The sequence below is a fragment of the Nocardia cyriacigeorgica genome (assembly GCF_010868145.1).
In the GTDB taxonomy this organism is placed as follows: domain Bacteria; phylum Actinomycetota; class Actinomycetes; order Mycobacteriales; family Mycobacteriaceae; genus Nocardia; species Nocardia cyriacigeorgica_D.
Genome location: NZ_JAAGUY010000024.1, coordinates 26,798 through 52,422 on the forward strand (window position 1 = coordinate 26,798; position 25,625 = coordinate 52,422).

Below are 25,625 nucleotides of genomic sequence, written 5' to 3' on the forward strand. Positions count from 1 at the left end.
CGGTCAGGTCAGGGGTAGGGCGGCGATCGGATCGGTGGTCGGGCCCGGTGAACCGCCGTCGGGTTCGACGGTGACCGCGAGCTGATCGGAAGCGGCGAACTCGGCGACGTACGGTGCATCGGGCGTCGGTAGACCGGTCAGCACCCCGGCGGACCGGGGAACTCCCTCCTGACCGATCAGCCAGAGCTGGTGCGCGTACCCGTCCGGTGGCGGGGGCACCGCGTCGAAGGTGACCGCGACCGCGCCCAGCTCGTCCGAGATGTACGCGACCAGGGTGCCGCCGGTGCTGACCGGGCTGGTCGCGGTGCGGGCGTCGGGCTGTTGCAGCACTTGGTCTGCGGTGACCATCCGTGCGGGCGATTCCTCGGTGCGCTGGCCGAATACGGCTGCGCCGATGGCGACCACGATGGCTACGGCGGCAGTTGCGGTGGCCCACCGCAGCAGCGTGCGCCTGCGGGCGCGGGCTGCGGCGAGTTCGTCGGCCGGCGCGGCGGCGGTGTTGCCGGTCTGGTCGGGGATATCGCTGGTGTCGGAGGGTTGACCGCTGTCGGCGACGTCGACGGAGTTGTCGGCGATGTTCAGACGGGCGTTGCCGGTGCCGGGTGTGTCCGCGGGGCGGTCGGGATCGGCGGGGTTCGTCGGGTCGTCGCCGTTGTCGGGTTCGCCGTCGCCCGACGCGTCGGGCGAGGAGCCGGCGTCGTCGGCGAGGGGGCCATCTGGTTCATCCCGATCGCCTGGCACCTCGATCGCGTCGAGGATCCGTCCTTCCAGCGCGGCCGGTGGTGTCTGTGCATCCAGGGCCGATAGTGCGCCCATCGCTTCTCGCACGTCCCGCACGATCTGGTCGAAGGTCCGCCGGGTTTCCGGGTCGCAGGTGGCGAGGCGTTGTTCGATGCTGTCGCGTTCGGCCTCGGTAACGGCGTCGAGGGCGTACGCATGCGCCAGGTCGAGCAGGTCGTGATCGTCGGGATGGTCGGGTGGGGGCGCGTCAGTCATCGCGAGCAACTCCGGTCAGGCAGTCCTGGAGGCGCTTCAACCCGTCCCGGATGCGGCTTTTCACAGTGGGTAACGGAGAGTGGAGGTGGTCGGCGACCTCCCGGTAGGTCCGGCCACTGTAATAGGCGAGAGCAACCGCTTCGCGCTGCGTGACGGTCAGCGTGTCGAGGCAATCACGGACATCCTGTTCTTCCAGCCGCTGCCCGACGGTTTCGGCGACGATGTCGTGATCGCGTCCGAGGTGGGTGTGGCCGTAGACGGCGTCGCGTCCGGCGGCGGAACTCTCGCTGCGCACGCGGTCCACGGCACGGCGATGGGTGATCATCATCAGCCAGCCGATCGGGCTCGACAGCGCCGGGTCGTACCGCTCGGCCGTCGACCACACCTGCAAGTACACCTCCTGGGTGGTCTCCTCGGCGGCGGTCGGGCTGCGCAACACCCGAAGGGCGAGCCCGAACACGCGGGGGCTGGTTTCGCGATAGAACCTGGTGAAGGCCTCTCGGTCGCCTGCTGCGGTCGATTTCAGCAGACCGTCGAGCTGGCGCCTGGCGTCACCGTTACCGTTGCGGGCCGGGCACGCACCCTGCTCGGCAGCCGTGTCCGGCGCGACGCGGCCGATGAACGGCATCGGACCCGGCTCGCTCGTCATCGCGGCCTCCTCGACCGCCCGGCAGGTTCGCCGCAGCTGTCCGGCCGGATCGGCCGCAAGTCCGGTGTGTGGCCTGAGCCACGCTGGTGGCCTCGTCGGAGCACGGGTTTCAGTGTTGCGCAAAGGCGTCATCCCGGTGGCCGAATCGAGGCACCCCATGGTGAATTTCGGTTTACTTCTGTTGGCAGATTGCCAGTTGTCGTTACCATCGGTAAATGGTCGCGTCGACAGATGTCTCGACCGCGGACGGCGTTGTCCGTGGTCACCGTGGCCGCCGGGTGATCCGCTGGCGGTCCGTTCCCTATGCGGCTGCGCCGGTGGGCGCACTGCGCTTCCGTGCGCCGGAGCCGGTCGAACCCTGGACCGGAGTCCGTCCGGCGACGGAGTTCGCCTACGCCGCGATGCAGCATCGGACCGGCGCCCAGATCGGGGCGCGGCGGTATCAGCCGACCAGCGAGGACGCGCTGACGCTCAATGTGACCGCACCGGTCTCGGTAGGTAGCAGCCCGTTGCCAGTGATGGTCTTCATCCACGGCGGCGGGTACATGTTCGGTACCTCGGCCCTGAGTCTCTACTCCGGTGCGCGGCTGGCCGTCGGCGGGGACGTCATCGTCGTCTCGCTGAACTATCGACTCGGTGCCTTCGGATACGCCGATTTCGGCGAGTTCGGCACCGACGAGCGGCCGTTCGATTCGAATCTGGGCTTGCGCGACCAGATCGCGGCCCTGGAATGGGTGCGCACCAATATCGCGGCGTTCGGCGGCGATCCCGGCAATGTGACCATCTTCGGCGAATCGGCCGGTGCTCACGCGGTGCTCAGTCTGCTCGCCACGCCCTCCGCTGCCGGGCTGTTCCATCAGGCCATCGCCCAGAGCGCGCCCGCCGACTGGGCATTGTCCGCCGAGGATGCGCGGCTGATCGCCCGCCGCTGTGTAGACGCACTCGGCGCGACACCGGACAATGCCGGGCAGGTGCTGTCGGAGGCGGCGGCCATCGATATCCACCGGGCGTTCGGGCGGGCGATGCGGAATTCGCTGCGGGAACGGCCCGGTTTCTTTGCGGCTGCACCCGTCGTCGACGGGACGTTGCTGCCGCAAGCGCCGATCGATGCGATCGCCGACGGCAACGCCCATCGCGTGCCGCTCATCATCGGCACCTGCAACAACGAAGGCACGTTGTTCGCGAAGTTCGCCGACTACGCGTTGCCGACCACCTCGGATCGGCTGCGCACCGCCGTCGGTGATCCGTCTGCCGAAGCACGCGTGCGGGCGGCCTACCCCGGCTACCCGGACTCGACTGCGGCCATCCGCGCCGGTGGCGATTTCGTGTTCTGGCGCCCATCGGTCGCGGTGATGGCCGGGCACAGCAGGTACGCGCCCACCTACGCCTACCGCTACGATTTCGCACCCCGCGCCCTGCGGCTCGCAGGTATCGGCGCCACGCACGCGACCGACCTGATGCCGGTCTTCGGCATCGCCGACAGCCCGTTCGGCCGGGCGCTCACCGCGGCGGGTGGTCGTCGCGGCCTGGTGTCGGTGACCAGGCAGTTCCAGGACAACTGGCTACGTTTCGCGCATACCGGCGCACCGCTACCGTCGTGGCCCGCCTATACCGAGGATCGTCGCAGCACGTTGATCATCGATGCGCCGAGCCGGGTCGAACACGACCCTCAGCGCGCGAAGCGGCTGGCGTGGGAGGGCATTCGGATGCCGAAGCTGGTGCACTAGGGGCGGATCGCTCGCGAATATCGGGGTGCCGGAAGGGCCTGGCGGCGTCGGCGACTCACGCCGGATGCACGACTGCGACCCTCACACGTTGCTCATTTGAGCAGCCGGGACATGCGCCGGTCGGCGAGGATCTTGCCCCCGGTCTGACAGGTCGGGCAGTACTGGAACGAACGTTCGGCGAAGGAGACCTCACGGACGGTGTCGCCGCATACCGGGCACGGCAGGCCGGTGCGTGCGTGCACCCGCATCCCCGAACGCTTTTCGCCTTTGAGCCGGGCGGCGTCCTGTCCGACGGAGCGTTGCACGGCATCGAGCAGCACCGTCCGCATAGCCTCGTACAGCTGCGACACCTTGTCTTCGGGCAGGGATTTCGCGGTGGCGAACGGCGAGATGCGGGCGGTGTGCAGGATTTCGTCGGAGTAGGCGTTGCCGATGCCCGCCAGCAGCGACTGCTCGACCAGTGTGGTCTTGATGCGCTGTGTGGTGCCAGCGAGTATCTCCGCGAACTGGGTCTCGGTGATGTCGAGTGCGTCCGGGCCGAGCCGGGCAATGCCGGGGACGTGCTCGGGATCGTCGACGATGTAGACCGCGAGCCGCTTCTTGGTACCTGCCTCGGTGAGGTCGAAGGCGGGGGTGGCGCCCTCCGGGGTGAAGAAATGCACCCGCAATGCCAGCGGCCCCTTGCCCGGTTTCGGTGGTGTCGCGCTCGGATTGTCGGTCCAGCGCAGCCAGCCGCCGCGGGAGAGGTGGGTGATCAGCCACAGTCCGCCGCAGTCCATGCCGAGGAACTTGCCCCACCGGCCCGCGCCGGTCACGTCGCGCCCGGAGAGATCGGTGACCGGCGGATCGAAGGTCTTGACCGCACTCAACGCCGCCACATCGACACGCCCTACCACCGCGCCGACCGCGTGTTCCCGGAGGAACTGCGCCAACGCCTCCACTTCCGGTAGTTCGGGCACGCGACCAAGGCTACCTGCGACCACCGACAGAATCGGGCTGTCGCCGCAGGCCCACCTCTAGTGGCGACGCAGTCCCGCGATGACGAGCCCGACCATCCGCCGTGCGTTGTAGCGCGGGTTGTTATCCGCGCCGATGCACAGATTGCCGACCCCGCGCATCAGTTCGTACGCGTCGGTGCCGGAGATGATCTCGTCTGCCTCGGCCGCGGCGTCGAGTAGCTGGGCGCACACGGGAACCAGGCGGTCGAGGAAATAGGCGTGCAGCGTGTCGAAGGCCGAGTCGTCGGACTGCAACGCTTCGGCGAGACCGTGTTTGGTGATCAGGAAGTCGACGAACAGGTTGATCCATCGCCCCAGTGCCGCATGCGGTGAGTCGCTGCTCGCCAGCAACGCCGGGCCTGCCTCGGCACACGCCTCGACCTGATGCCGGTAGACCGCGACGATCAGATCGGCGCGGGTCGGGAAATGCCGGTAGATCGTGCCGACGCCGACCCCCGCCCGCGCGGCGATATCGCGCACTGGAACGTCGACGCCCGATGCGACGAACGCGGCGGCGGCCGCATCCAGCAGGGTCTGCTCGTTGCGCCGGGCGTCGGCTCGTTTGCGTGGGCTGCCGGACCCGCTGTCACTCACTGCTTGGCCTTTGCTCGAGGGTTGGCAAACGGAACAACGTTCCGTATGTTGGTTATCGGAACGTTGTTCCGCTTGTTCAGGATGTCAGAACGGGCTGGTGGACACCACTTCACGCGCCGCGAACGGGCGCGGCTCTCGAGGAGAAACACGTATGCAGTACCGCACTCTGGGCCGCACCGGTGTCCAGGTCAGCGCGCTCGCACTCGGTGCGATGAACTTTGGCGCCACCGGCCGCACCGTCCAGGACGAGGTCACCGCGATGGTTGACGCGGCCCTGGACGCCGGGATAAACCTCATAGACACCGCGGATTGGTACGGCCGCGGAGAGTCCGAAGAAATGGTCGGCACGGCTATCGCCGGTCGCCGTGATGACATCGTGCTGGCTACGAAGGCGGCTATGCCGATGGATGACGAGCGCAACCATCGCGGAAGTTCGCGCCGGTGGCTGGTTACCGCGCTGGACAACAGCCTGCGCCGGCTGGGGGTCGACCATGTCGACCTCTACCAGATCCACCGATGGGACCCGAGTGCCAGTGACGAGGAGACGCTGTCGGCGCTGACCGATCTACAGCGCGCCGGGAAGATCCGCTACTTCGGTTCCTCGACGTTCCCCGCGTACCGCATCGTGCAAGCGCAGTGGGCCGCTCGGGAAAACCGTCTGAGCCGCTACGTCACCGAGCAGCCGAGCTACTCGATTCTGCAGCGCGGCATCGAAGCTCACGTCCTGCCGGTGGCCGAACAGTACGGGCTCGGCGTGCTGGTGTGGAGCCCGCTGGCTTCGGGGTGGCTGTCGGGTGCGATCCGGGCGGACCGGGAAATCGCCACCAGCCGTTCGTCATTCATGCCGGAACGCTTCGACCGCACCGTCCCGGCCAACCGGGCCAAAATGGACGCTGTCGAACAGTTGGCCGAGGTTGCCGACCAGGCCGGTCTGACCATGATCCAGCTCGCGCTCGGATTCGTCACCGCGCACCCGGCCGTGACCAGCGCGTTGATCGGTCCGCGCACGATGGACCATCTGCGCTCGCAGCTCGCGGCCGCCGACACCCTGCTGCCCGGCGACGTGCTCGACGCGATTGATGCCATCGTCGCTCCTGGCGTCGACCTCGCCGCGCACGAGAAGCACGATGCTCCGCCCGCCCTGCTCGACGCGAACCTGCGGCGTCGCTGAACCGCTCCGGTAGATCCTGTTGCCTCGGCGAAGCTCAAGCCGAGCCCGGGTGTCGGTTCTCGACTACCGCAACGCCGATGCGAGGCATTCGGCGGCGATCGGTACCGCGGTGGTGAAGTCGGCGTCCAGCAGTGCCGAGTAGCCGAGCGCCACCCCGAAGGCGCGTTGCGGTCCGATGTGATGGCGCGACAGGCCGTCCAGTGCGACACGACGGCGGCGGGCCGCGGCGACGGCGTGGTGCTCGGCGTCGACGGTCGGCAGCGGGACCACGAGATGTGAACCGGCGTCGTCGCCACGGATGGTCAGCCCGCGGCGGCGTAGTTGGTCCACGACGAAGGCGCGTCGCGTGGGCATGATCCGGCGGAGCCTGCGCAGGTGCCGGGCGAGGTCGCCGTATGCAGCCAGCTCGGCGAGAACCAGCTGTCCGGCGGGGCTCGGTGAGCTGCCGATCTGTGCCCGGTACGCCAGCACCGCATCGGCGATCTCGGGCGCGGCGACCAACCAGCCCGCACCGAGGGTGGGGGACAGGATCTTGCTCGTCGTGCCGAGGTGGACGACGACGTCGGGCGCCATGGCCGCCAACAAGGGCAAGGGGGCGGTGTCATAACGCAGTTCACCGTCGTAGTCATCCTCGATGAGCAGCACATCATTGGCCCGTGCGTAGTCGACCAGCCGGACACGGCGAGCTGCTGTCATCCGTTCGCCCAGCGGGAACTGGTGCGCCGGAGTGCAATACACGGCCTTGATGCCACCCGGCAACGCGTCGAGCCGCAGGCCCTCGTCGTCCACCGGCGCCGGCACCACCTGGACGCCTGCCGCGCGGAAGGCTCCGACCGCCCGCTGATACCCCGGATCCTCCATGGCGACACTGTCACCGGGACGCAATACAGCACAGGCGATCTCGTTCACCGCCGCACTGGTTCCCGAGGTCGCCAGGATCGCAGTGCCGCCGCCAGCGCTGAGCCCGCGATGGCGTAGCAGATGTTCGGTAACAGCCGCCAGGTACTGCGGCTCGCCGCGGCGATCTTTGCGCACCGCGGGGTCACGGTCCGCGGCGGCTCGCCAGGCGCGCCGCCACGCGGGCCGGTCGATGGCGGGCACGCAGGGTGCGCCGGGGCCGAGATCGAGCAGTGCCGTCGGCTCGGTGGGCGGGGTGGCGGCGGTGGCACCCTGGTGCCCGGGTAGGGGCGCTGCGGTCAGGTAAGTTCCCGACCCGCGTCGGCCGTCGAGCCAACCCTCGGCGTGCAACTGATCGTAGGCGGCGGCGACCACCGTGCGGCTGACGGCGAGCTGCTCGGCCAGTGACCGCGAGGACGGCAATCTGTCACCGCCGCGCAGCGCACCGGACGTCGCGGCACGGCGCAGCCCGTCGGCGAGCTGCACCGACAGCGGTGTGGCGCTCGCACGGTCCAGGTCGAGCAGTTCGGCGATAACCTCGGACACCGAAAGTGGCCTTTCATTCTCTATCAAAATTGGCTATTCAATGATGCCATTGCTTCCGGCAGGGTGAAACACATGACCGAACAAGCCCTGCTCCGGCCTCCGCTCTCACCGACCCCGCGCAGCACCCCCACGCGGCTGAAGGATCGCGCCAGGACCGACCGCGCCGATCTGGATGCGGTCCTCGATGCGGGACTCATCTGCCACCTCGGTGTCCTGCTCGGTGGCAACCCCGTGGTGCTTCCTACGGCGTACGGCCGCGACGGAAACCTGCTCTACCTGCATGGGTCCACCGGCGCAGGCAACATGCGGGCGGCGTTGGCGCAGGATGTGTCGGTGGCGGTCACCCTGGTCGACGGTGTGGTCTATGCCCGGTCCGCCATGCATTTCTCGATGAACTATCGGTCGGCTGTGGTGCTCGGTCGCGCCGTCGAGATCACCGATCCGCAGCAGCGGCTGCACGGACTCCGGGTGATCGTCGAGCACGCGGCGCCGGGCTCCTGGGATCGGGTCCGGCCGCCGAACAAGAAAGAACTGGCCGCGACCGTTGTCCTCGCGCTCGAGCTCACCGAGGCATCGGTGAAGATGCGCGCTGGTGGACCGAGCGACGATGCCGACGACATTAGAGCGGGCGGTGTGTGGGCAGGTGTGTTGCCGACGCGTCAGGTGTGGGATCCGCCGGTGTCCGCGCCGGACCTCGATGGCGGAGTTGCGGTGCCGTCCTCGGTATCCCAGCGGTGCGCCGCCCGCCAGTCGGGTTGACCGAAGGCGAGCTCGGACAGCGCGGCGGTGACCTCCGCGGGCGAGGCAGGTGCGACACCGTGTGCGCTCACCGCTGCGATCTGTTCGTGTTCGGCGGAATCCGACATGGCACCAGGTTAATTCGCCGCGTCCGGCTTCCGCTGTTGTCGTACCAGTTCCAGCCGCCGGGTGACACTGGTCGTCAGCACGGTGATCAGGGTGCCGAGCACCACCAGATCGAACACGATCTGCACCATGCTCGCGATGCGCGCGGCCTGGCCGACCGCATGGATATCACCGTAGCCGACCGTGGCCAGCGTCGACACCGTGTAATACAGGGCGTCGGTGCGGGTGTCGATGCCATAGAACTGATTCGTGCCGCGGTCGTCGAGGATGTAGTAGAACAGCGCGAAGAAGACCACGACGACCGACACCACCAACAGCAGCCCGTCGACCCGGCGGGTGGTGTCCTCCATGGCGGCGATGTACTGCGTGATCCGCCGGTAGCCGAGCCAGGCGAGACCGACGACTCCCGCGACGAACGCGATCAGGGTGAGGATCCGGGCGGGCCAGGTGGTGGCGAAATCCGAGCCGATCGGAACGCAGTAGTAGAGCAGCAGCGCGCACACCACCGTGCCGATATTGCGCAGGGCGTGCGCGCGCCGGGAGGTTTGTGGGATCGCCGTCATCGGTCCATGATCGACCGGTCCGGCGCGGCGCGCGGTGATACGCGCCGGATCGATGAACGTCTGGCCGGTCAGCCCAGGTAATACCGGGTGTCTCGGCCGTACAGCACCAGGTCGGCCCGGTGTGCGGTGGTCGCGACGAGTTCGGCGTTGGCCATATCGCTGTCGTGCACCTTGACCGCAGCGGCTGCTTCGTCTCGTCCGCCGCGCAGGTGACGGCTCAGCAGTCGGTCGATGAGGATGTTCCGGTCGGTGGTCAGGTACCAGCACTCGTCCAGCAAGAGTCGCACCGCCGACCACGGCCCGTGCTCGACGAGTAAATAGTTGCCCTCGGCGATGACGATCCGCTGATGGGTGACGACGATGCCGCCGGGTGTGGGCTCGTCGGTGACGCGGTCGAACGTCGGCCAGGGCACCGGTTCACCGATCGGGGTGTGCCGCAACCGGTTCAGGCCTGCGACGAATCCGGTGACGTCGAAGGTATCGGGTTCGCCCTTGCCCGTGAGTCGTCCGGCGGCCCGAAGTTGTGCGTTGGGCAGATGGTAGCCGTCCATCGGGGCGAGCTCGGCGACCGCGGAGCCGGCGGCGACGTTGATGGCATCGCGCAACGTCGCCGACAGCGTCGACTTCCCGGTGCCGGGTGGGCCCGCGATGCCGAGCAGGTGTCGGCCCGCGCGCCCGTCGGCCCGGGTTCGTACGCGCTCGGCGAGCGCGGCCACGGTCGTTTCCGGATCAGCCGCCACCGGCGTGACGGTACGCGCGTGTGTGTCAGACGAACGCCCGCTCGATGATGGAGGTGGTGTCGACACCGGTCGGCAGGGTGCCGAAGGCGATACCCCAGTCGTCGCCGAGCCTGGTCGCGCAGAAGGCGTCCGCGACGGCGGAATGGCCGTGCCGTACCAGCTGCGCGCCCTGCAGAACCAGCGCCATCAGCTCGATGACGCGGCGGGCGCGGTATTCGATATCGCTGAGGTCGGACAGTTCCTTACCGACCCGGTCGATGGCGTCGTCGAGCCGCGGGTTCGCTCCGCGGGCCAGGTTCACCTCGTTGAAGTAGGCCTCCACCGTCTCCGGTTGACGGCCCATGGCGCGCAACGCGTCCAGCGCCGCGACATTGCCCGAACCCTCCCAGATCGACATCAGCGGCGCCTCCCGGTACAGCCGCGGCATCCCGGACTCTTCGGCATAACCATTGCCGCCGAAACATTCCAGTGCCTCCGCCGCGTGCGACGGCGCGCGCTTGCACACCCAGTACTTGGTGACGGCCAGGGCGATCCTGCGCAGCGCGGCCTCGGCGGGATCGCTGCTCGCGCGGTCGGTGGCGCCGGCAAGGCGCATCATGACCGTGGTCGCCGCCTCGGATTCGATGACCAGATCGGCCAGCACGTTCGCCATCGCGGGTTGGTCGATCAGCTTGGCGCCGAATACTTCCCGATGACGGGCATGATGCACCGCGAAGACGGCGCCGACCCGCATACCGGTGGCCGAACCGATCACGCAGTCCAGCCTGGTCATGTTCACCATCTCGATGATGGTCTTGACACCCGCACCCTCGGCGCCGACCAGCCATCCGGTGGCGTTCTCGTATTCGATCTCCGAGGAGGCGTTGGACTTGTTGCCCAGCTTGTCTTTGAGCCGCTGGATCCGGATGGGATTACGGGTGCCGTCGGGCAGTACCCGCGGCAGCAGGAAACACGACAGCCCGCTGGGCGCCTGCGCCAGGGTGAGGAACATATCCGACATGGGCGCCGAGGTGAACCACTTGTGCCCGACGATCCGGTAGGAGCCGTCCGGCTGCGGGGTGGCGGTGGTGGTGTTCGCCCGCACATCGGAGCCGCCCTGCTTCTCCGTCATCGACATGCCTGCGATCAGGCCAGCCTTCGTCGACGGCTCCCGCAGACCGAAATCGTAGGTGCGCGAACCGAGCAGCGGCTCGTATTTCGCGGCGAGCTCCGGGTTGTTGCGCAGCGCGGGGACAACGGCGTAGGTCATCGAGATCGGGCACATATGCCCGGCCTCGGCGGCGCCCCACGTGTAGAACTTGGCCGCGCGCGCGGTGTGCGCGCCCGGTCGATCGTCGAGCCAGGGCGCGCCGTGCAGGCCATGTGACACCGCCACGTCCATCAGGTCATGCCAGTGCGGATGGAACTCGACCTCATCGATGCGGTGACCGTAGCGATCGTGGGTGTGCAGCACCGGTGGGTATTCGTTGGCCAGCCTGCCCCACTCCTGGGCGCGTGCACTGCCCGCCAGCGCGCCGAGTTCGCGGACCTCGGCCTCGGCCCAGCCCGCACCTTCCCGGTGCAGCCCTTCGAGCAGGGCCGGGTTACGGGAGACGTCGAACGGGACGATCGGCGGAACCTGGTTGAAGACTTCATGCGTCTGCATCGTGTGCTCCTGGGTGCGTGACCGCGGGGAACGGCATGGTCGCCATGCCGTCGGCGCTCACCGGATCGGGGGTGAGTGGATGGGTGCCGGGTGCCGGACCGGCCTTGGGCGATTCGGAGAGGGATGCGGTGGTCGTGATGGGTGCCGACGGCCAGCTGGTATCCGGGCGCGGCCCGCGGCGCACTCCGAGGGCGCGCAGCGCGAACGACACCAGTTCCGGGACGACGGATTCGGTGTGCGGCGCATGGGCGAGCGGCCCGACAAGTACCTCACCGATCGCGCCGACCATGGCTGCGGAGCTGATCCGCGCGTCCTGTGCGGGCAGCTCGCCACGGGCGACGCCGTCGGCCACCGCCGCCTCGAAGGTCTCGGCGAAGGCGCGCCGGAATCGCAGACGTTCGGCGTCGATCGCCGCGTCGACGGGTTCGGCGAGCAGGACGTAGGCGAGCTTCGGATTCTTCAGCGCGCGCACGGCGAAGGTCTCGACGGCCGCGCTGACCCGTTGTGCGGCGTCGCCGCCGGAACCCGCCGCCGCGACGGCCTCGACCTCGCGGGTGACCACCTTGCGGAAGACACCGGTGACCAGATCGGCCTTGCCCTCGAAGTGCTTGTACACCGTTCCGGTGGCTACACCGGCCTCGGCCGCCACCGCCGCCATGGACAGGCCGGCGAAACCGTCTCTGGACAGCACCCTGGTCGCGGCCTGCACGATCAGTGCCGCCTGCGCGTCGAGCCGGGCCTGGACGGCCGGGGTTCTGCGGTACACCACGCAAGAAGTGAAGCATGAATTCACTTCTTCACACAAGGGGTGTCAGGCCGTATGGTCGGTGAGATGAGTGTCAGAGTCGAACACGCCGGCCCGGTCACCACGGTGATCCTGCACCGGCCAGAGGCACGCAATGCCGTCGACGGACCGACCGCGCGGACACTGGCCGACGCGTTCCGTGCCTTCGACGCCGACCCCGACGCTTCCGTCGCAGTGCTGTGGGGTGAGGGTGGCACCTTCTGCGCGGGCGCGGATCTCAAATCGATGGGTGGGGAGAACTCCAACCAGGTCACCGAGGACGGTGACGGACCCATGGGCCCCACCCGAATGCGATTGTCCAAACCCGTGATCGCCGCCGTCTCCGGGTACGCCGTGGCGGGTGGGCTGGAGCTGGCGCTGTGGTGCGATCTGCGGATCGCCGAGCAGGACAGCACCTTCGGGGTGTTCTGTCGCCGCTGGGGAGTGCCGCTGATCGACGGCGGCACCGTGCGCCTGCCCAGGATCGTCGGTGCGGGCCGCGCCATGGACATGGTGCTCACCGGCCGCCCGGTGAGCGCACCGGAGGCGTTGCAGATGGGGCTGGTCAGCCGCGTGGTGCCCACCGGCGACGCGCGCAGGGTCGCGGAGGAGGTCGCGGGCCAGCTCGCCGCGCTACCGCAGACCTGCCTGCGGTCGGACCGGCTGTCTTTGCTGGAGCAGGACGGCCTCGACGAAGAGGCGGCGTTGCGCAACGAATTCCGGCACGGCATGGGTGCGCTCATGGATGGTGCTCTCGACGGCGCTGCCCGTTTCGCCGCAGGTGCGGGACGGCATGGAGAGTTTCGATGAACCGATGAGCTCGGGCGGGGCCGCCCCTGCGCGGCTCACCGTCATCGACGAGATCTTCCTGCGCACCCACCGCGGGCTCGGCACGCCCATCGCCCTGCAAGGCGTGTGGCGCACCGCCGACCGGGTCGAGGCCGCGATGCTGGAGGATCTGCACGCGCGGCTGCGCCACGGACCACTCGGCCGCCGCGTGGTCAGGGCACGCGTACCGGGAGCGCGTCGGTTGTGGCAGCCAACGACCCGGGCGTATCCGCTCGACCCCGGCCGCGAGATGGCATCGACCGAACTGCTCGACTGGGCCGACACCCTCGGCGCCGATCTCGATCCGGAGTACGGCCCCGGGTGGCGGCTGTCCGCGGCACCGGTCGACGACGGCGGCACCGTCATCGTCCTGACCTGCTCCCACGTCCTCGCCGACGCGCGAGGGCTACTCATCGCCGTGGATACCGCCCTGCGTGGGCTGGCGATCGAATCCGTGCCATCAGCAGGGCCGGGCTCCGAGTGGGCAGACGCGGGGCGGCAGCTCGCGACGGTGTTGGGCGGGACTGCAGCGGCCATCGGCACCGGGCTGGCTCGAGTGCTTTCCCGGACCGCAACGCGGGCTTCGCCCAGGCGAGCCGAATCGATGACCGACGCGGCGGCACCGGATCGCGCACGGCGCGGACCTACCGTCCGACCCGGCGTGCCTGACGAAGTGATGCCGACCGTTGGTGTGGTCCTTCGAATCCCCGCCGAAAACTGGGACCGCGCGGCCGCCGGATCCGATGGCACCCCCAATAGCCTGTTCGTGTGGTTCGTCGCGAATGTGCTGTGGGCGAGCGGTTTCCCCAGCTCGGTGATCGAGGCCGCGCTGCCGGTCGATACGAGGGACGAGCCCCGCGTCGACAACGATCTGGCGATGACCTCGATCGCCGTCACCCCGTCGGACTCGCCGGCCGATATCCGCGCGAAATCCCGTGCGGCATATGAGCGCCGGATGACCAGCCCCGCGGGGCTACCCGAACAGACCCTGCAACTGGTCTCGGACCGGCTGGCCTATGCGATGTCGCGTGGCGCAGGCGAACGCGACATCCTCTGCTCCAATATCGGCGCCCTGCCGCCGAGCCTGCACACCTTCGGCCCGCACGACTGCACCGGAATCGCCGCCCGCGCCATCCATCCCGGCCTGACCTTTGCCCGCCGTCCGCGCACGCGTCTGTCCGGCTACCTGTCCCGCACGTCCGATACCTACACGCTGGCGCTGGTCGGCCTCGATCCGACACTCATCCCGAGTTCGGGGGTGTTGCGCACGTTCGCCGAGGACATGGCTCGTTCGCTCGAGCTACCGATCGGCGGCTGGTAGTCGCCACGGGATGAGTCGCGGGACGTCGACTCGCGGCCCTCATCGAATGCCCGGCCCCGCGCCTGGCTGGGCACCCCCCGGAAAACCCATCGCTCGACACCGTCTCGCACTGCTAGCGTGTGCGCCGTGATGTCCCCGGAGGCCTCCAGACGTTAGCGACCTGGCCGATCTGTCAGGTGGCGTTGTGGTGTACCGATGCGCGGTGACGACTGATCGTCACCGGTTTCGCATGCGCCGACGACGCCGCGCCGCATTCGCGGCCGAGATCCGGCCCGGCTTCTGGTCCCGCGCGTAGTGCGCGAATTCCTGCCTCGTCGTCGAGCCATCCCGGCCGACGGCGCATCCGGTCATCACACCTCACGGAGTCCTCTCGTGCCGATAGTCGTATTCGTCCTGGCCACAGCAGTATTCGCCCAGGGCACCTCGGAATTCATGTTGTCGGGTCTACTGGAACCCATGGCCGTCGATCTCGGCGTGCCGATCGGCTCGGCCGGCTTGCTGACCTCGCTGTTCGCGGTGGGGATGATCATCGGCGCACCGGTGATGGCGGCAACCGCGAGCCGCTGGCCGGCGCGGTACTCGCTCGCCGGGTTCCTGGCAGTGTTCCTCGCCGCGCATCTCGTCGGTGCCCTCACCACGACCTTCGGTCTGTTGCTCGCGACACGCGTGGTGGCTGCGGTCGCGAATGCCGGCTTCCTAGCCGTCGCGCTCGCCGGGCTGCCTGCGTTTGTGGGCGCGGATCGGGTCGGCCGAGCGACCTCGATCATCCTGTCCGGTGTCACCCTCGCGTGTGTCGCGGGTGTGCCTGCGGGCGCGATACTCGGACGAGCGCTGGGCTGGCAGTCGGCATTCTGGGCGGTGGTGCTGGTCGGAGTACCCGCACTCGCCGCGACATGGCTGCTGGTACCCGCCGGTGATCGCCGCGACGAGCCGAGCGGCGGTCACCGGCCATTGCGCGGTGAGCTCAGTGCCGTAGGGGCCCCGGGAGTGCGGGTTGCCATGGTGGTCGGTGCCCTGGTGAACGCGGCTACGTTCGCAGGCTTCACCTACCTCGCCGTCGTGGTGACCGAGGTCGGCGGTGTGGGGGAGGCGTGGGTGCCGGTGGTGCTGGCGTTGTTCGGTATCGGATCGTTCGCCGGGGTGAGCGGTGCGGGTCGATTCGCCGACCGGCAGACCTCACTCGTGGTCGCGGCGGGTGTCGTCGTGCTGCCGATCGTCTGGGGCGCCACCGCGCTGACCGTGTCCCTGCTGCCTGTCCTGCTGATCATGGCGGTGATCGCCGGTGCGACGTCCTTCGCGGTCGGATCCACCGTGATCGGCCGCATCGTGCGTGCCGCGGCGCCTACCGCGCCCAGGCTCAGCGGAGCGTTCGCGACCACCGCCTTCAATACCGGGGCCGCCGCGGGGCCCGCAGCCGCCGGTGTCGTCATCGGTATCAGTGGATCGGTCTCCTCGGCGTTGTGGACGAGTGCGGCGCTGGCCGCTCTGGCAACGGTTGTTACCGCAGCCGGGCGTACGAAGGCACCCGCGCCTACCGCGAAGGAACCGGTGGCTGAGACGTCGACACACTGAGCTGGGCCGGTCCCGTCAGCGGTGGTCGCGGTACCAGTGGATCAGCGCATCGGTCGACGAATCGCCCTGCGGCGCCGGGTCCTCGGACGAGGTGAGCAGCGGAGCCAACGCCAGCGCCTGCTGCTTGCCCAGCTCGACGCCCCACTGATCGAAGCTGTCGATGCCCCAGATGGTGCCTTCGACGAAGACCTGATGCTCGTACAGCGCGATCAGCTGCCCGAGCACCGACGGGGTCAATTGCGGCGCGAGGATGGTGGTGCTCGGCCGGTTGCCGGGCATCACCTTGTGCGGGACGAGCTTCGGGTCGGTGCCGTCCGCGGCGACCTCCTCCGCGGTCTTGCCGAAGGCCAGCACCTTGGTCTGCGCGAACAGGTTGCTCATCAGGATGTCGTGCATGCTGCCGGTGCCGTCGCGGGTCGGCAGATCATCAGTGGGGCGGGCGAAGCCGATGAAGTCGGCCGGGATGAGCCGAGTGCCCTGGTGCAGCAGCTGGTAGAAGGCGTGCTGGCCATTGGTACCCGGCTCACCCCAGAAGATCTCGCCGGTCGAGGTGGTGACCGGAGTGCCATCGGCGCGAACCGATTTGCCGTTGGATTCCATGGTCAGCTGTTGCAGATAGGCGGGGAAGCGGGCCAAATCGTTCGAATACGGCAGCACCGCACGCGATTCCGCGCCGAAGAAGTTCGCGTACCAGACCCCGATCAGGCCGAGCAGCACCGGCGCGTTCTGTTCCAGCGGTGTGGTGGCGAAATGCCGGTCGATACTGTGCATGCCGGCCAAGAATTCGGCGAAGCGTTGCTTGCCGATGGTGATCATCACCGACAGGCCGATCGCCGAATCGACCGAATAGCGTCCGCCCACCCAATCCCAGAAACCGAACATATTGGCGGGGTCGATACCGAACTCGGCGACCCGCTCGGCATGGGTCGACACGGCGACGAAATGCTTGGCCACCGCATCCTCGCCGAGCGCCGCGACCACCCAGCGACGGGCAGCGGTCGCGTTGGTGAGGGTCTCCAGGGTCGAAAACGTCTTGGACGCCACGACGAACAGGGTGGTCGCCGGATCGAGCCCGGCCAGCTTCGAGACCAGATCGGCCGGGTCCACGTTCGAGACGAAACGCGCACCGATGGTCGTGTCGGCGGTCTCACCGATCGCGTAATGGCGCAGTGCCTGATGCACCATCACCGGACCGAGGTCCGAGCCGCCGATGCCGATGTTCACCACGGTCGCGATGCGCTCACCGGTGGCGCCGCGCCACCGTCCGGACCGCACCTCATCGGCGAAGGCACCCATTCGCGCCAGCACCCGATGCACCTCGGTGCCCGCGTCGGCGTCGTCGAGAACCAGCGATTCGCCCGCGGGCAGGCGCAGGGCGATATGCCCGACGGCCCGGTCTTCGGACGTATTGATGTGCTCGCCGCGATACATCCGGTCGCGACGCTGCTCCACGCCCGCTTCCCGCGCCAATTCGACCAGCAGCTGCAGGGTTTCCCGGTTGACCCGGTGCTTGCTGTAGTCGATGTGCAGATCACCCGCCGTCACCGTCAGCTCACGACCGCGTGCGGGATCCTCGGCGAAGAATTCCCGTAGCGTCCGGCCGGAAACAGCGCTGTGGTGGTCGTGCAGTTTCCGCCAGGCCGCCGATGCGGTGATGTCGCTGCTCACGTCCGCCGAGCGTAGTAGCCCCCTCGCGCGCATGCACGCGAACGGTGCCGAACACGGTGCGCCGTGAACAGATCAGGCGCAAGGCAGTGGCGGCGGCCTGACAGGCACTGCCGGACATCGTCCGTCATCGGCCGCGCTGAACGCGGGGGTACGCCTAGCCTTGGCTCATGGTCTCCGAACGCGAAGTACTCGAATCCGTACCCACGCAACTGTGGATCGGCGCAGGAGCCGATGCCACCGGCGGTGCGACGTTCCCGGTGTACAACCCGGCCGATGGTCAGGTCCTCACACACGTCGCAGACGCCGCCCCCGAGGACGCGATGCGCGCGCTGGACGCCGCCGTCGCGGCACAGGCCGACTGGGCCGCCACTCCCGCTCGCGAACGTGGCGAGATCCTGCGGGCGGTCTTCGAACAGCTCACCGCGCGTGCCGAGGAGTTCGCGCTGCTGATGACGCTGGAGATGGGCAAGGCACTGCCCGAAAGCCGCAACGAAGTGCGTTACGGCGCCGAATTCTTCCGATGGTTCAGCGAGGAAGCGGTGCGCGTGCACGGCCGCTACCTGCACGCACCGTCGGGCACCGGGCGGATCATGGTGCACAAACAGCCCGTCGGGCCGTGTCTGGCGATCACGCCGTGGAACTTTCCGCTGGCCATGGGCACCCGCAAGATCGGTCCTGCACTGGCCGCCGGCTGCACCATGATCGTCAAGCCTGCCTCCGAGACGCCGCTGACGATGCTGCTGCTGGCCACACTGTGCAGCGAGGCCGGATTGCCCGACGGCGTGCTCTCGGTGATCACCACCAAGCGTTCCGGGGCTGTCACCGGACCACTGCTGCAGGATCCCCGGTTGCGCAAGCTGACCTTCACCGGTTCCACCGAGGTCGGCCGCACCCTGGTCGAACAGTCGGCGCACGGTTTGCTGCGCACGTCGATGGAACTGGGCGGCAATGCGCCGTTCGTGGTGTTCGACGACGCGGACGTCGATGCCGCCGTGCAGGGCGCCATGCTGGCGAAGCTGCGCAACGGCGGCGAGGCGTGCACCGCGGCCAACCGTTTCCACGTCCAGCGCGGCGTCGTGGCGGAATTCACCACCAAACTGATCGAGGCGATGTCCGCATCGGTGACCCTCGGTCCTGGCATCGATCCGGATACCACCCTCGGCCCGCTGATCAACGAGAACCAGCTGAATACCGTTCGTGACCTGGTCGATGACGCTGTCGGCGCGGGCGCGACCGTCCGGCTCGGCGGTAAGGCGCCGGAGGGGCCCGGCTGGTTCTATCCGGCCACGATCCTGACCGATATTCCGTCGGGGGCCAGGATCCTGCGCGAGGAGGTGTTCGGACCGGTCGCGCCGATCGTCACTTTCGACACCGAGGACGAGGGCCTGGCCGCGGCGAACGACACCGAGTTCGGCCTGGTCAGCTACGTGTACACACGGGATCTGGACCGGGCGCTGCGGGTGGCGGAGGGCCTGGAGAGCGGGATGGTCGGCATCAACCGTGGCGTGATCTCCGATCCCGCGGCACCGTTCGGCGGGGTCAAAGCGTCCGGTTTCGGCCGTGAGGGCGGCACCGAAGGCATCGAGGAGTATCTGTCCACCAAGTACATCGCATTGACCTGAGTCGATCGCAACGAACGAGACGACCGCCCCGGGGTGTGAACACCCGGGGCGGTCATGGGGGAAGCGACGACCTCGCGATCGCCGCGCAGTTCGGGACGCCCGTGCGTCCTGCCGCGGTGGCGCCGGACGGGGCGAGGGGGAGTTAGTGGCCGAGGCGGCCGCGACCGAGCCGCAGCAACAGCATCGCGAGGGTGTGGCCTTCCTGGCCAAGTTCGCTGAATCGCTCCAGCACCTTCATCTCACGACTGTGCACAAGGCGCGGCCCGCCGGACGCCATACGGGTTCGGCCGATGATCCGCGAGATCTCGGTCCTGCGCTTGATCGCGGCGAGGATCTCGGCATCGAGCCGGTCGATCTCCTTGCGGAGTTTTTCGATCTCCGCCTCGGTATGAGGCAGAGCCGAATCGGACCCGGTCGTCGTGGCAGGGGTGCTCATCATTCATCTCCTCGTGTCAGAACGTGGATCGGTCGACGCGGGCAGCGTGTTACCGATCAGTTCTTTCACCGTGAAACAGACCTGGTGGGCATTGCATTGTCCCCCCAGCATTGTCTCCCCAGTGGGGGCGCTCAGGTGCAAAGTCCGCGATCCCGATATTCGGGGGACATCCGATAGAGATGTCTTGCAGGAGCCCTGACCATGTGGCCAGTCTGCCACGGGTCTATAGCTATGCAAAACGGTTACGTTTGTGAATCTGCTGAGAACGCGTTCACAGCTTCGTGGCCGCGCCGACCTGCGGCTGTTCACCCGTCGTTGTCTCGGTGAGTACCGAGACGTCAACTGGTCTGCCCAGGAGTTCAACTCTGTCGGTGCGCGCCGGTAGCGTGGACAGACGATGGACAGCACCTTGGCTCCCGAGACGCATGGCGGTCATCGGCCCGAACCCGAACCGCGTTCCGGCAACTCACCGCAGGCCCAGCACGCGCCGCAGGCTCAGGAATCGCCGCAGGCGCCGGATACCGCGGCCGGTGGTCGCGCGGCGGCGCAGGGTGGCCTACGGGCCAAGCAACAACGGCTCACCGCCGAACAGCAGCAGCGCCGCACCGAGGCGGGCCACCGCCGGGCCGAGGCCGAGCAGCGGAAGAGCGAGGAGACCGAGCGTCTGATCGACGGGCTCAATCCGCAGCAGCGTGCGGCCGTGGTGCACACCGGCGCCCCGCTGTTGATCGTCGCGGGCGCCGGTTCCGGCAAGACGGCCGTGCTGACCAGGAGAATCGCCTATCTGCTCGCCGCGCGCGGCGCCACACCGGGCCAGATCCTGGCCATCACCTTCACCAACAAGGCCGCCGCGGAAATGCGTGAGCGGGTCATCGGCCTCGTCGGTCCACGGGCGAACAACATGTGGGTGTCGACGTTCCACTCCAGTTGTGTGCGGATTCTGCGCATGCAGTCGGCGTTGCTGCCGGGGTTGAACTCGAACTTCTCGATCTACGACGCCGATGATTCGCGCAGGCTGCTCACGATGATCAGCCGCGATCAGGAGATCGACACCAAGAAATACTCCGCGCGCCTGCTGGCCACCGCCATCTCGAATCTGAAGAACGAGCTCATCAGCCCGGAGCAGGCCACCGCCGACGCCGAATCCGATGACGCCGAACTGCCCGGCCTCGTCGCGCGGGTCTACACCGAATACCAGCGCAGACTGCGCGCGGCGAATGCCCTGGACTTCGACGACCTGATCGGTGAAACGGTCGCACTGCTGCAGAGCCACCCGCAGGTCGCGGAGTACTACCGCAGGCGGTTCCGGCACGTCCTGGTCGACGAATACCAGGACACCAACCACGCCCAGTACATCCTGGTCCGCGAGCTGGTCGGGCATCACGCGAGCCGTCCGGCCGCCGATACGGCGGGTGCCGATGACGCAGCCGCCGGCGCCGCAGCGGCGGCCGGGTCCGACGACGACTGGGCCGAACCGGACGAGCACCGGGTACCGCCGAGCGAACTGTGCGTCGTCGGTGACGCCGACCAGTCCATCTACGCCTTCCGCGGTGCCACGATCCGCAATATCGAGGAGTTCGAGCGCGACTTCCCCGATGCCGAGACCATCCTGCTGGAACAGAACTACCGCTCCACCCAGCACATCCTGTCCGCCGCGAACGCGGTGATCGCCCGCAACGAGGGCAGGCGCGAGAAGCGGCTGTGGACCGATTCCGGTGAGGGTGATCTGATCACCGGCTACGTCGCCGACAACGAACATGACGAGGCCTCGTTCGTGGCCCGCGAGATCGACCGCCTGGTCGATGCGGGCGAGGCCACCTACGGCGATGTGGCGGTCTTCTACCGCACCAACAACAACTCGAGGGCACTGGAAGAAATCTTCATCCGAATGGGCCTGCCCTACAAGGTAGTCGGTGGGGTGCGCTTCTACGAGCGCAAGGAAGTCCGCGATGTCGTCGCCTACCTGCGCGTACTGGAAAACCCGGACGATGCGGTGAGCCTGCGCCGGATCCTCAACACCCCGCGCCGCGGCATCGGCGACCGCGCCGAAGCCTGCGTCGCCGTACATGCCGAGCAGCGGGATATCGGTTTCGCCGCCGCACTGCGCGATGCCGCCGACGGGAATGTCGCACTGTTGAACACCCGGGCCCAGCGCGCGATTTCGGGCTTTCTGGAGTTGCTGGAGGAGATCAGGGCGGCCGGTGCGCGGCCGGACGCCGATTTCCCCGATGTCGGCAATGTGGTCGAGGCGGTGCTCGATCGCACCGGCTACCGCGCCGAATTGGAAGCCTCCGATGATCCGCAGGACGGCGCCCGGTTGGACAATCTGAACGAGCTGGTCAGCGTCGCGCGGGAATTCAGCTCCGAGGCCAACAACAACGCCGAGGCCGCCCGCGCGGAAGGCATGCTGCCCGAAGCTGCCGACGGTGAACCCGAACCCGGCTCGCTTGCCGCGTTCCTGGAGCGGGTATCGCTGGTCGCCGATACCGATCAGATCCCGGATGAGGGTGCGGGCGTGGTCACCATGATGACCCTGCATACGGCGAAGGGCCTCGAATTTCCGGTCGTGTTCGTCACCGGCTGGGAGGACGGCCAGTTCCCGCATATGCGCGCGCTCGGCGATCCGGCCGAGCTGGCCGAGGAACGTCGCCTCGCCTACGTCGGCATCACCAGAGCCAGGCGCAGGCTGTACCTGAGCCGTGCGGTGGTGCGTTCGGGTTGGGGCCAGCCGGTATCCAATCCGGAGTCACGGTTCCTGCAGGAGATCCCCGGCCATCTGATCGACTGGAAACGGTTGGAGCCCAAGAGCTCGGGTGGATCGCGCACCGGCCGTCGTCGCGGTGACGAGGACTTCGAACGCGACTGGACCGAGGGATGGTCGGAGCCGCGTCCCGGTGTGCGCGAACGCCGTCCGGCGCCCCGTGCCGGCGGCGTCAAACGCAACAATGTCGATCTCGTGCTCGCGGTGGGCGACCGAGTCAGCGACGACAAATACGGCCTCGGCCGTGTCGTCGCCGCCGACGGTGTCGGCCCGCTGGCCACGGTCACCATCGATTTCGGTACCGCGGGCAAGATCCGCCTCATTCCACAGTTCAGCCGCACCCTGGTGAAGCTCTGAGAGCCGGTTCGCGCAGGTCCACACGTCGATGCCTCGAGCGTTGATGTCGGCGCGGCAAAAGCGCGCCTACAGGTCAGCGCCTGACTCGGTGGTGCCTGCTCAGCTCGGCAGCAGGTCGGTCAAGGCGTCGTCGAGGGTGGGGTAGCGGAACCGGAAGCTCGCATCGTGCAGCACTGCTGACGTGGCGTGTCGCCCGGTCAGCCCGAGCGCCGGGTCCGAGCGCAGGACAACGGCTCCCAGCGCCAGCAGCGGTTTCGGGGTCGGCGGGGCAGGCGGTCGGCGCAGGTGCCTGCGCAGGGTTGTCATCAGATCGCGGTTGCGGACCGGGAAATCGGTGGCGGCCACCAGGATGCCGTCGGGCAGTTCGATGCCGGGTTCGAGGCCGAGTGCGGCACGCACGATCGCGAGCCAGTCTTCGATGTGGATCCAGCTGAACCACTGTGTGCCATCGCCGATCCGGCCGCCGAGCCCTGCGCGGGTCAGCTGACACAGCCGTTTCAAGGCTGGAGCCTGTGGATCGAGCACGATGGACGTACGCAGGATGGTCTGGTGGGTTGCCTCGGCACCGTTGAAGGCCTCTTCCCAGGCGACCGCGACGCCGGTCATCTGTGGAAGTGCGGCGGCGCCGACCGGCAGCGGAGTCGTTTCGGTGCACCGGGTTTCGCCCGCGTCGGACCAGATGGCGGTGGTACTCGCCTGGATCCAGTAGTCGACCCGCGTATCGAGTGCGGAGGCGGCGGTGACCAGCGCGCGAGTCGGTTCGACCCGACTGCGCCGCAGTTCGTCGATATTCTCGGCGGTTGGCCTGACGTCGACGAGTTTGCCCGCCAGGTTGACGACCGCCGTCGGCCCGGGGTTACACAATGCACCGGCCCAGTCGCCGACCGTGCGGCCATCCCATTCCCGTTGCGGGAACGGCAGTTCCGGGTCGTGGCGGCGGGTGAGGATGACGACTCGCTGTCCGCGGCACACCAGGTCGGCCGCGATGTGTCGGCCGAGGGCGCCGGAGCCGCCTGCGATGACCGCGGTCAGGGCGTTCTCGGCGGGGGTGATTCCGGCTAGTGTCGCCAGCCTGGCGAAGCACACCCTGGCATCGGTTTCCACCAGGGTGCCGATGACGGCGCGGACCGCGGAGGCGGACGGCCCGATGAAGGTGAGCCGTTGTGTGAGTTCGGTACCGCCGTCGGCCGGGGTGAGTGTCCAGGTGAGATACATCCGCCCCATCGGGGTGTCCTGCTCCAGGGTCAGCTCGTGTTCGGGCGTGACCGTGGTGAGGACGAATGGGTCGGCGGTGCGTTGGTGTACCGGGCCGAGCAGGCGTCCGCGCGGGACGATGTCGCCGGTGGCGCCGGCGGCGACCGGGCCGTGCATGACGACGGAGGTGACCGCGGGGTTCCATTCGGGCAACCGCTGTGGGTCGCCGAGCACCCGCCAGATCTCGGCGGCGGGAAGTGCCAGGACTTGGGTGTACGTCGTTGTACGAGCCATGGCCTGACGCTATGTGGCGTGGGCGTGCTGGGGAAGCGTGCGCTTCGTCACCGGGTGGCGTGTCCGCCACGAATCGGCCTGTGCGCCAATGGCGATGGCGATTCGTGTCGTCTTCGTGCGGTGCTGCGGGGTCAGTCGCGCATCTGGCCGAGGCTGATGCCGCGGGTGGCGAGCCAGGGGAGCGGGTCGACCTTGTCGGAGCCGTTGAGCCAGACCTCGAAATGGACGTGCGGGCCGGTGGAGAAGCCGCGGTTACCCATGGTGGCGATCTGGTCGCCCGCCATCACCCGCTCGCCCTGCGACACGGTGGCCGTGTCGATATGGCCGTAGATGGTGACGGTGCCGTCGTCGTGCAGTAGCCGCACCCACATGCCGAAGCCCGCGGCGGGGCCGGCCTCGATGACTGTGCCGTCGGCGACGGCGTAGATGGGGGTGCCGATCGGGCCTGCGACATCGATGCCGAGGTGCTGAACGCCCCAGCGGGCGCCGAATCCGGAGGTGAAGTTACCCGCGGCGAACCGGGCGAACAGGGGCCGCAGCTTGGCGGCTTCCTGCGCGGCCAGGTCTTCGGCGAACTTCTGGCCCTTTTCCAGGATGTCGGTGAACTGGCTCAGATCCACGGGCGCACCGACAGTGAGTACCTGCGGTGAATCGGGCGAGGCGGCCACGGTATTCGGGTCGGCCGAGTTGATCGGCGAGTGCGAGGCGATTTCGTAGATCTGGTCGGCCTCGTAGTCGGCGGCCATCGTCTGTTCTTCGGGCGACGCGAAGGCGCACTGACCTGCGGCGACGAAGGCGCCTGCGGCGACAGCGGCGACCGCGGCACGGCCCTTGAGAGCCGAGGGCGGGGCGGGTAGTCGATGGGCGCCGCCGCTGCGGGTGCGGCTTTCGCGAGCGGGGACGACTTTCGGCGTGGCCGGAGCTTCGGCGTCGTCGTCGGCCTCGTCGGTCTCGCGCCAGGTCTCGCCGCCGCCGCTCCATGCGCCACCGTCGGACCAGGTTTCGCCCTCGGTCCAGCTCTGTTCGGACCAGTCCTGCGACCAGTTGTTGTCACCGTCGGACCAGGCTTCGCCTTCCGACCATGAGGCATTGTCGTTCCACGCGTTATCGGCTGCCCAGGAGTTCTGCGCGACGCCGCCGCTGTGTTCGGTCGCGTGTGTACCGGCGGGGGGGTGGAAGCCGTATCCGTGGTGTCCGCTGCCTGCGACCGCGCCCGAGGGCTCGTCGTCGTGGCGGTATCGGTGACCCGACCGGCTGCGACTGCTGGGGTCGAGGGTCGTGCGGTGGTTCATCGGCGAGCCCGCATCACGGTGCGGAACGATCTCGCGCTCGTGCCATGCCCGATCGGGGGCGGCATCGAAGGGTCGACCATGGAACGGCTCTCCACCTGCGGAGTGC

21 protein-coding genes are annotated in these 25,625 nt (G+C 68.3%); 8 read left to right on the forward strand and 13 right to left on the reverse strand.

The annotated features are described in order from the left end of the window. Positions 1 to 3: 3 nt before the first annotated feature. Both GV792_RS22785 and sigK read right to left on the reverse strand, forming a co-directional pair. Positions 4 to 996 (reverse strand): anti-sigma factor, encoded by a 993-nt coding sequence (locus tag GV792_RS22785; protein WP_163826331.1) that lies wholly within the window; start codon positions 994 to 996, stop codon positions 4 to 6. Then, the gene (gene sigK / locus GV792_RS22790; RefSeq protein WP_163826332.1) at positions 989 to 1,645 is read right to left on the reverse strand and encodes an ECF RNA polymerase sigma factor SigK; all 657 of its coding nucleotides are present in this window, start codon (positions 1,643 to 1,645) and stop codon (positions 989 to 991) included. The genes GV792_RS22785 and sigK overlap by 8 nt, the downstream gene beginning before the upstream one ends. Positions 1,646 to 1,860: 215 nt before the next feature. On the opposite strand from sigK, the gene GV792_RS22795 reads away from it, so the two are divergent. Continuing rightward, positions 1,861 to 3,372, forward strand: a complete 1,512-nt coding sequence (locus GV792_RS22795) for a carboxylesterase/lipase family protein (protein ID WP_163826333.1) — start codon at positions 1,861 to 1,863, stop codon at positions 3,370 to 3,372. A gap of 92 nt (positions 3,373 to 3,464) precedes the next feature. On the opposite strand, the gene GV792_RS22800 is transcribed toward GV792_RS22795, so the two are convergent. Beyond that, positions 3,465 to 4,331 (reverse strand): Fpg/Nei family DNA glycosylase, encoded by an 867-nt coding sequence (locus GV792_RS22800; RefSeq protein ID WP_163826334.1) that lies wholly within the window; start codon positions 4,329 to 4,331, stop codon positions 3,465 to 3,467. A gap of 57 nt (positions 4,332 to 4,388) precedes the next feature. Then, positions 4,389 to 4,964 (reverse strand): TetR/AcrR family transcriptional regulator, encoded by a 576-nt coding sequence (locus GV792_RS22805; protein WP_163826335.1) that lies wholly within the window; start codon positions 4,962 to 4,964, stop codon positions 4,389 to 4,391. Between the two features lie 151 nt (positions 4,965 to 5,115). On the opposite strand from GV792_RS22805, the gene GV792_RS22810 reads away from it, so the two are divergent. Beyond that, positions 5,116 to 6,135, forward strand: coding sequence for an aldo/keto reductase (locus tag GV792_RS22810; RefSeq protein WP_163826336.1), 1,020 nt, complete (start codon positions 5,116 to 5,118; stop codon positions 6,133 to 6,135). A 63-nt stretch (positions 6,136 to 6,198) separates the two neighbouring features. Here the strand turns inward: GV792_RS22810 and pdxR are convergent, their stop codons facing one another. Then, positions 6,199 to 7,578, reverse strand: a complete 1,380-nt coding sequence (pdxR, locus tag GV792_RS22815) for a MocR-like pyridoxine biosynthesis transcription factor PdxR (protein WP_163826337.1) — start codon at positions 7,576 to 7,578, stop codon at positions 6,199 to 6,201. Positions 7,579 to 7,650: 72 nt separating this feature from the next. Here pdxR and GV792_RS22820 point away from each other — a divergent pair, with 72 nt between their 5' ends. Next, positions 7,651 to 8,337 carry a pyridoxamine 5'-phosphate oxidase family protein gene (locus GV792_RS22820; protein ID WP_163826338.1) on the forward strand — a complete coding sequence of 229 codons (687 nt, stop codon included), beginning with the start codon at positions 7,651 to 7,653 and terminating at the stop codon, positions 8,335 to 8,337. 116 nt (positions 8,338 to 8,453) lie between these two features. On the opposite strand, the gene GV792_RS22825 is transcribed toward GV792_RS22820, so the two are convergent. The 4 genes from GV792_RS22825 to GV792_RS22840 form a co-directional block, all read right to left on the reverse strand. Then, complete coding sequence (locus tag GV792_RS22825; protein ID WP_163826339.1) at positions 8,454 to 9,005, reverse strand: potassium channel family protein; 552 nt, start codon at positions 9,003 to 9,005, stop codon at positions 8,454 to 8,456. Between the two features lie 68 nt (positions 9,006 to 9,073). Beyond that, positions 9,074 to 9,745 (reverse strand): nucleoside/nucleotide kinase family protein, encoded by a 672-nt coding sequence (locus GV792_RS22830; RefSeq protein ID WP_163826340.1) that lies wholly within the window; start codon positions 9,743 to 9,745, stop codon positions 9,074 to 9,076. Positions 9,746 to 9,770: 25 nt separating this feature from the next. After that, the gene (locus tag GV792_RS22835; RefSeq protein WP_163826341.1) at positions 9,771 to 11,390 is read right to left on the reverse strand and encodes an acyl-CoA dehydrogenase family protein; all 1,620 of its coding nucleotides are present in this window, start codon (positions 11,388 to 11,390) and stop codon (positions 9,771 to 9,773) included. After that, positions 11,377 to 12,159, reverse strand: coding sequence for a TetR/AcrR family transcriptional regulator (locus tag GV792_RS22840; protein ID WP_163826342.1), 783 nt, complete (start codon positions 12,157 to 12,159; stop codon positions 11,377 to 11,379). Before GV792_RS22840 ends, GV792_RS22835 begins: the two co-directional genes overlap by 14 nt. A gap of 63 nt (positions 12,160 to 12,222) precedes the next feature. Between GV792_RS22840 and GV792_RS22845 the strand changes: the two genes are divergently transcribed. The 3 genes from GV792_RS22845 (at position 12,223) to GV792_RS22855 (ending at position 15,895) form a co-directional block, all read left to right on the forward strand. Continuing rightward, positions 12,223 to 12,984 (forward strand): crotonase/enoyl-CoA hydratase family protein, encoded by a 762-nt coding sequence (locus GV792_RS22845; RefSeq protein WP_163826343.1) that lies wholly within the window; start codon positions 12,223 to 12,225, stop codon positions 12,982 to 12,984. Beyond that, positions 12,920 to 14,323, forward strand: a complete 1,404-nt coding sequence (locus tag GV792_RS22850) for a hypothetical protein (RefSeq protein WP_175584687.1) — start codon at positions 12,920 to 12,922, stop codon at positions 14,321 to 14,323. The genes GV792_RS22845 and GV792_RS22850 overlap by 65 nt, the downstream gene beginning before the upstream one ends. Before the next feature lie 372 nt (positions 14,324 to 14,695). Then, on the forward strand, positions 14,696 to 15,895 hold the full coding sequence (locus tag GV792_RS22855; RefSeq protein ID WP_163826344.1) for a Cmx/CmrA family chloramphenicol efflux MFS transporter: 1,200 nt from the start codon (positions 14,696 to 14,698) through the stop codon (positions 15,893 to 15,895). 15 nt (positions 15,896 to 15,910) lie between these two features. Here the strand turns inward: GV792_RS22855 and pgi are convergent, their stop codons facing one another. Then, positions 15,911 to 17,563 carry a glucose-6-phosphate isomerase gene (pgi, locus tag GV792_RS22860; protein ID WP_163826345.1) on the reverse strand — a complete coding sequence of 551 codons (1,653 nt, stop codon included), beginning with the start codon at positions 17,561 to 17,563 and terminating at the stop codon, positions 15,911 to 15,913. 167 nt (positions 17,564 to 17,730) lie between these two features. Between pgi and GV792_RS22865 the strand changes: the two genes are divergently transcribed. Then, a complete protein-coding gene (locus GV792_RS22865) occupies positions 17,731 to 19,185 on the forward strand; it encodes an NAD-dependent succinate-semialdehyde dehydrogenase (protein WP_163826346.1) in 1,455 nt (484 codons plus the stop codon). Between the two features lie 142 nt (positions 19,186 to 19,327). Here the strand turns inward: GV792_RS22865 and GV792_RS22870 are convergent, their stop codons facing one another. Beyond that, complete coding sequence (locus GV792_RS22870; RefSeq protein WP_163826383.1) at positions 19,328 to 19,621, reverse strand: chorismate mutase; 294 nt, start codon at positions 19,619 to 19,621, stop codon at positions 19,328 to 19,330. 397 nt (positions 19,622 to 20,018) lie between these two features. Here GV792_RS22870 and GV792_RS22875 point away from each other — a divergent pair, with 397 nt between their 5' ends. Next, positions 20,019 to 22,739: a UvrD-helicase domain-containing protein gene (locus GV792_RS22875; RefSeq protein WP_163826347.1), complete on the forward strand. Its 2,721-nt coding sequence runs from the start codon at positions 20,019 to 20,021 to the stop codon at positions 22,737 to 22,739. 99 nt (positions 22,740 to 22,838) lie between these two features. Here the strand turns inward: GV792_RS22875 and GV792_RS22880 are convergent, their stop codons facing one another. Together GV792_RS22880 and GV792_RS22885 are read right to left on the reverse strand one after the other, a co-directional pair. Beyond that, positions 22,839 to 24,227, reverse strand: coding sequence for a DUF1731 domain-containing protein (locus GV792_RS22880; RefSeq protein WP_163826348.1), 1,389 nt, complete (start codon positions 24,225 to 24,227; stop codon positions 22,839 to 22,841). A 131-nt stretch (positions 24,228 to 24,358) separates the two neighbouring features. Then, entirely contained in the window at positions 24,359 to 25,519 is a 1,161-nt protein-coding gene (locus GV792_RS22885; protein WP_163826384.1) for a M23 family metallopeptidase, read from the reverse strand. Positions 25,520 to 25,625 lie beyond the last annotated feature (106 nt).